The 5,190-nt window shown below is 52.6% G+C and carries 7 protein-coding genes and 1 pseudogene; 5 read left to right on the top strand and 3 right to left on the bottom strand.

Annotated features, from left to right (window positions below; all coding sequences use genetic code 11):
• Together QCH34_RS06435 and cobT are read right to left on the bottom strand one after the other, a co-directional pair.
• Window positions 1–179 (bottom strand): annotated as a pseudogene (locus QCH34_RS06435) (GMP synthase); the annotation flags it as partial.
• A gap of 37 nt (window positions 180–216) precedes the next feature.
• The gene (cobT, locus tag QCH34_RS06430; protein WP_300331944.1) at window positions 217–1,227 is read right to left on the bottom strand and encodes a nicotinate mononucleotide-dependent phosphoribosyltransferase CobT; all 1,011 of its coding nucleotides are present in this window, start codon (window positions 1,225–1,227) and stop codon (window positions 217–219) included.
• A gap of 39 nt (window positions 1,228–1,266) precedes the next feature.
• Here cobT and QCH34_RS06425 point away from each other — a divergent pair, with 39 nt between their 5' ends.
• Together QCH34_RS06425 and cobS are read left to right on the top strand one after the other, a co-directional pair.
• Window positions 1,267–1,701 carry a phosphatidylglycerophosphatase A gene (locus QCH34_RS06425; protein WP_300331948.1) on the top strand — a complete coding sequence of 145 codons (435 nt, stop codon included), beginning with the start codon at window positions 1,267–1,269 and terminating at the stop codon, window positions 1,699–1,701.
• The gene (gene cobS, locus QCH34_RS06420; RefSeq protein WP_300331940.1) at window positions 1,698–2,420 is read left to right on the top strand and encodes an adenosylcobinamide-GDP ribazoletransferase; all 723 of its coding nucleotides are present in this window, start codon (window positions 1,698–1,700) and stop codon (window positions 2,418–2,420) included. Before QCH34_RS06425 ends, cobS begins: the two co-directional genes overlap by 4 nt.
• A gap of 16 nt (window positions 2,421–2,436) precedes the next feature.
• On the opposite strand, the gene QCH34_RS06415 is transcribed toward cobS, so the two are convergent.
• Window positions 2,437–2,742 (bottom strand): hypothetical protein, encoded by a 306-nt coding sequence (locus QCH34_RS06415; protein ID WP_300331937.1) that lies wholly within the window; start codon window positions 2,740–2,742, stop codon window positions 2,437–2,439.
• 159 nt (window positions 2,743–2,901) lie between these two features.
• On the opposite strand from QCH34_RS06415, the gene tuf reads away from it, so the two are divergent.
• The 3 genes from tuf to QCH34_RS06400 all read left to right on the top strand — a co-directional run.
• Entirely contained in the window at window positions 2,902–4,179 is a 1,278-nt protein-coding gene (gene tuf / locus QCH34_RS06410; protein WP_300331935.1) for a translation elongation factor EF-1 subunit alpha, read from the top strand.
• 29 nt (window positions 4,180–4,208) lie between these two features.
• On the top strand, window positions 4,209–4,517 hold the full coding sequence (gene rpsJ / locus QCH34_RS06405) for a 30S ribosomal protein S10 (RefSeq protein ID WP_255333248.1): 309 nt from the start codon (window positions 4,209–4,211) through the stop codon (window positions 4,515–4,517).
• 18 nt (window positions 4,518–4,535) lie between these two features.
• Window positions 4,536–5,190: flippase activity-associated protein Agl23 (locus QCH34_RS06400; RefSeq protein ID WP_300331929.1), on the top strand; the 655-nt coding region annotated here is incomplete at its 3' end.

Here is a 5,190-nt window from a genome sequence, read left to right as displayed (position 1 = left end):
CGCCCAATCCGGTCGATGCTTGGCCCGCCCCCAAGGATGATCCCCCGACTTCCTTCCTCTACTTCGGATGGAGGAGTGGTATTTGGGATCATCTTCACTTCGATATCGAGGTCGCGGAGCATCCTGTGGATGAGGTGGTTGAACTGGCCGAAATTATTAATGACAAAGAGGGGTTGCATATCCTGCTTAGTATTGGCTCTTACCCCTCTTATCTCTTCAGGAATATGCGGATATTGTCCGAAGAATCGCTTCCCTGATCCTGGATGGTGAATGGCCAAGCGCTGCGGCGAGATACATCGCGCCGCCCGCGCCCATCCCTTCCTTTACTTCCCCGATACAGTACCTGGCAAGGCCGGTATGCCCGAGCTCTCCAAACTCCGGATCGACATATATTGGAGCCACGCCGATCGCGTCTGCTATCTCCGGGAAGTTTGCCGATGGATCATCCCGGACATAGACTGTTGTGACAACACGGGGAATGTGCAGATCCAGCCTTCGTGCAACAGCAGCAACAGAAAGCATCTGGGTGCCCCCGGCAAGAACCACATCACCTGAGAACCCTTTGATCATGCCGCAGGCAACCGGGATCATCGGATCGCCGGTTGCCGAGACGATATCAAGCGGCTCTGTTATCCCCTCGTCTCTCAGTCGTCTGGTGATCAATTCAGCAATCTCTTCCTTCTGCGAATGCGGATTTTGAATCATGCTGCTAGAGACCCTCGCAGGGTATCCTAGGGCGCGGAGGACGCAGAGAGCGGTTGTTGTTCCGCCGGGGACACACTCTCCTATTACGAGCATATCAGAGAGGTGTGAGATGAGGGATCCAAGCTGCTCCCCTTTGAGATACAGTGCCTCTGAATCCGGGACAGCCGCCCCTCTGCGCGGATCTCCTCCGGCTGTTCCATAGAAGTCGAATGTTGGAATTGTCGGGGGATGAACAAGCCCGGCATTAATGAAGAAAGGGGTGAGCCCTGTCAGCTGCATCATCGCGCGGGTGATTGTTGCCGGTGTCGGGCAGCCGGTCGGGGTATCGGGGCGGATCGGCATGCTGGTGATCCTGCCGTTTACGATCAGTTCAGAATCGAGAATCGGGGTGAAGACGGTCTTCTCTGGCGAGGGTCCTGCACCTGAAATACCGGGAACCGTTGACAGCATGGTATTTGCAAGTATCGGGGCAAAGACCGGCCTTTCTGGTGAATAGCTGATATCCTCTGAAAGAAATGCCATATACGTTAAGTATGGCATGCTTCAAAGATAATGATCGTTATGTTTGAGATAGAAGAACGCCTGGGTCACGCAGGTGTTTTGATGGATGCGATACTGGATGCCGGGATGGAGCTGTATGTCCCCCATGGACTCTCCCCCGAAGATGGGCGCCTGATGCTTGAGAAGAATATCAGGCGCGCGTTTGCAGATCCGAATGTCTCTGCACTGCTGCTCTCTGCGATCCTGCTTGAGGATGAGCTGTATATAAAAAGAAAGGACTCCGAGATTGCCGACGATCCGGTATTTCTCCTGGCTGATGAGATCATCGGAATGGCGATTGCAGAGGTGATTGCAGGTACATATGCCCGGTTTGAGTTCACACGGTATGATCAGAAGAAACCGGGAATCCTCTCGAAACTTGGACCATTCCTCGACGACGCCGTTGCCGGACTGATCGCCGGATGCACCTCCAAACTCTATAGTGATAGTCAATGAGTCTCTTCGAGGGGATCCGGGCCCTGCTCCAGTTTACGACGATCCTCCCTATCGGGAGATCGGCTGACTTCGATGCATTTGCCACCCGTTCATATCTCTACCCGGTTGCCGGTTATTTAATCGGCGGGCTGGCGGCGATCCCCCTCCTCTTCATCCCTCATCCCCTTGCAGCAGCTGCTGTTGCCCTTGGGCTCCTGCTTCTTCTCTCGGGCTGTAACCATTTTGATGGCCTCCTCGATCTCGGTGATGGCCTGATGGCTCATGGGAGCAGGGAGGTGCGGATCCGCGCCCTCACCGATCGGCAGGTGGGGGCGGGAGGAGTTGCCCTTGGCCTCTCAATAACTCTCATCTCGTTTGGCGCACTGGCATCACTTGCGATCATACCGATTGCCGTGCTTATTGCGGAGGTTGCTGCAAAAGCGTCGATGGCATCACTAACCTGCATTGGGCGGCCGTTCCGGGAGGGTATCCACAGCTATCTCTTCTGGCGCAGCCGCCCATGGTTTGTAGCAGTTGCATGGTTGCTGACCCTTCCGCTCTTCCTGTTGCCTATCCCTCCCATCGCAGTGGCCTCTGCACTCTTTGGTGCATCGGCTACCACCTTGATCCTGCTCTTTTCCGGAGAGCAGTTGTTTGGCGGGATCAATGGTGATCTTGTCGGAGCAGCAAATGAGATCGTCCGTGCTGTGGTCTTCCTCTCACTGCTGATAGCGCTGTAAGTGATCCCGGGCTGGTTTACCTTACCCAGAACGGATGAAATCCTTCTCCCTTTTCATCATTACATTCTATTGCATTTGCTGATGGATTGGCAACAATGGTGTTGAACATGGTCTGGGCAGTCAGAAGCTCAAATGCATTCCCGGATCCGCGCCCCTGCTTTTTGAACTCCTGTGCATAGGGGTTGGGGACGAGCCGCTTTCCATCCATGATACCTGCACAGTGGATGCAATGAACACACCTTGTATGGATCGATACTTCTTCAGTCGCGCACTTGACTGTGATGCGGTCATTTTTGCCTCGAATGAACGGTAATGTCTTCATCAGGTGAGGATAGGTTTGGATAGTTCATCATTGTATCGCTTCTTTTGAGAATTAACCCAAATAAAGAGAAATATTTTATATAGTTCTCTTTCCAATCTAGTATACTCGCATTGGACTGAATGTACGCATGATTGTCCTTGAATGAGTGGAGGATTGAGAATGGCAGCAGAAAAGCCACACATGAATTTAGCCGTTATCGGCCACATTGACCACGGGAAGTCAACCACTGTCGGTCGCCTTCTCTTTGAGACCGGCAGTGTGCCCCAGCACGTTATTGATGGATATAAGAAAGAGGCAGAGTCAAAGGGCAAGGGTTCCTTTGAGTTTGCCTGGGTTATGGACAACCTCAAAGAGGAGCGTGAGCGTGGTATCACGATCGATATCGCCCACAAGAGGTTCGACACTGCAAAGTTCTACTTTACCGTCGTCGACTGTCCAGGCCACCGTGACTTCGTCAAGAACATGATCACCGGTGCATCACAGGCAGATGCCGCAGTACTTGTTGTTGCAGCGCCTGATGGCCCGATGGAACAGACGAAGGAGCACGTCTTCCTTGCACGGACACTCGGTATCAACCAGATCATCATTGCTATCAATAAGATGGATGCAGTGAAATATGATCAGAAGCGGTTTGATGAAGTGAAGGCACAGCTCTTCGATCTCATCAAGATCGTCGGATTCAAGCCCGATGATACCATTGTCATCCCGATGAGTTCATTCACCGGCGTGAATGTCTCCAAGAAGTCCCCGGAGACCCCATGGTATACCGGCCCAACGCTTCTTGAAGCACTCGACACCCTGAAAGAACCCGAGAAGCCAACCGACAAGCCGCTCCGTCTCCCGATTCAGGATGTCTATACCATCTCCGGTATCGGAACTGTTCCAGTTGGTCGTATCGAGACCGGTATCCTGAAGAAGGGAATGAAGGTCTCGTTCATGCCCGCTAACAAGGAAGGCGAGATTAAATCCATCGAGATGCACCACGAAGAGCACGCACAGGCTCTCCCTGGTGACAACGTCGGTTTCAACGTCCGTGGTATCGCAAAGAACGATATCCGCCGTGGCGATGTCTGTGGTCCGGTCGATGTACCTCCGACAGTTGCAGAGGAATTCACCGCACAGGTTGTTGTTCTTCAGCACCCAAGCGTCCTCTCTGTTGGATACACCCCCGTCTTCCACTGCCACACCGCTCAGGTTGCATGCACCTTCATTGAGCTTCAGAAGAAGCTTGACCCAAGAAGCGGTCAGGTCAAGGAGGAGAACCCGGCTTTCCTCAAAGCTGGCGATGCTGCAATTGTAAAGATCGTCCCCACCCGCCCACTCGTCATTGAGAAGGCAAAGGAGCTTCCGCAGCTCGGCCGGTTCGCTGTCCGTGATATGGGATCCACCATTGCTGCAGGTATTGTTCTCGATATCAAACCAAAGCAGATGAGATAATTCTCATCTTTTTTTTACGGTGACTCCCTATGCAAAAAGCCAGAATACGCCTTACCGGGACCGATTATAACAAACTCGAGTCGGTCTGCTCCCGGATCCGTGAGATCGCCGAACGAACCGGTGTGAATCTCGCAGGTCCGATATCGCTTCCAACGAAGCGCCTCGTTGTTCCTATCCGGAAGAGCCCTGATGGAGAAGGAACAGCAACCTGGGATCGCTGGCAGATGCGTGTTCACAAACGCCTCATCGATATCGATGCAGACGAGCGTGCACTCCGCCAGTTGATGCGAATTCAGGTACCCAAGGACATCGGCATTGAGATTGTCCTTGAGGGCTGATCATCGTGAGATAGCGGCATGAAAGCCGCATCAGATACCCATTTTTATCATCGGCTCCTTAAACCGGAGTCGCTCTTCATTTGTATTCTCCTGGCAACCCTGATCCTGCGGTTTGCATTTCTGGATCTGAAGTTGTATCACCATGACGAGGCGGTACATGCCTGGTTTGCCTATCAGCTCCTGACAAAAGGGACTTATGTCTATAATCCGGTCTTCCATGGACCATTTCTCTTCTATGTAACAGCCGGCCTCTTCTCGATCTTTGGGGATTTTGATCTCGTCGGCCGACTCCTCCCGGCATTCCTTGGAACCCTGCTTGTTGCCCTTGTCTATCCCCTTTACAGAATGGGATATCTTGATGGTAAGCAGATGCTTGTTGCGGCATTATTCCTGGCATTATCCCCAAACATGGTCTATTTTTCGAGATTCCTCCGAAATGATATCTTCATCGCGTTCTTCTCGCTTCTGCTGGTTGTTGCCGCCCTCGCGTACTTCAACTCCGGGAAGCTCAGGTTTGCACTTGTTGCAGGGCTTGCAGCAGCCCTTGGGATGTCAAGCAAGGAGAATATGCCCATTGTCCTTGTTATCTTTGGAACCTATCTCATCTATTGCCTATGGACACGGCGTCTTGTCTTCCCCCGGACGTGGAGGAGGGATATCCTGCTTGCAACAG

The sequence above is a fragment of the Methanocalculus sp. genome (genome assembly GCF_029762515.1).
Lineage (GTDB): Archaea > Halobacteriota > Methanomicrobia > Methanomicrobiales > Methanocorpusculaceae > Methanocalculus.
This window is presented reverse-complemented; position numbering and strand designations above follow the sequence as displayed.

What these genes read in the sequence shown, in the direction of transcription:
- cobT (WP_300331944.1), bottom strand. Translation starts at nt 1,227, where the DNA reads ATGGCATTTCTTTCAGAGGATATCAGCTATTCACCAGAAAGGCCGGTC.
- QCH34_RS06425 (WP_300331948.1), top strand. Translation starts at nt 1,267, where the DNA reads ATGTTTGAGATAGAAGAACGCCTGGGTCACGCAGGTGTTTTGATGGAT.
- cobS (WP_300331940.1), top strand. Translation starts at nt 1,698, where the DNA reads ATGAGTCTCTTCGAGGGGATCCGGGCCCTGCTCCAGTTTACGACGATC.
- QCH34_RS06415 (WP_300331937.1), bottom strand. Translation starts at nt 2,742, where the DNA reads ATGAAGACATTACCGTTCATTCGAGGCAAAAATGACCGCATCACAGTC.
- tuf (WP_300331935.1), top strand. Translation starts at nt 2,902, where the DNA reads ATGGCAGCAGAAAAGCCACACATGAATTTAGCCGTTATCGGCCACATT.
- rpsJ (WP_255333248.1), top strand. Translation starts at nt 4,209, where the DNA reads ATGCAAAAAGCCAGAATACGCCTTACCGGGACCGATTATAACAAACTC.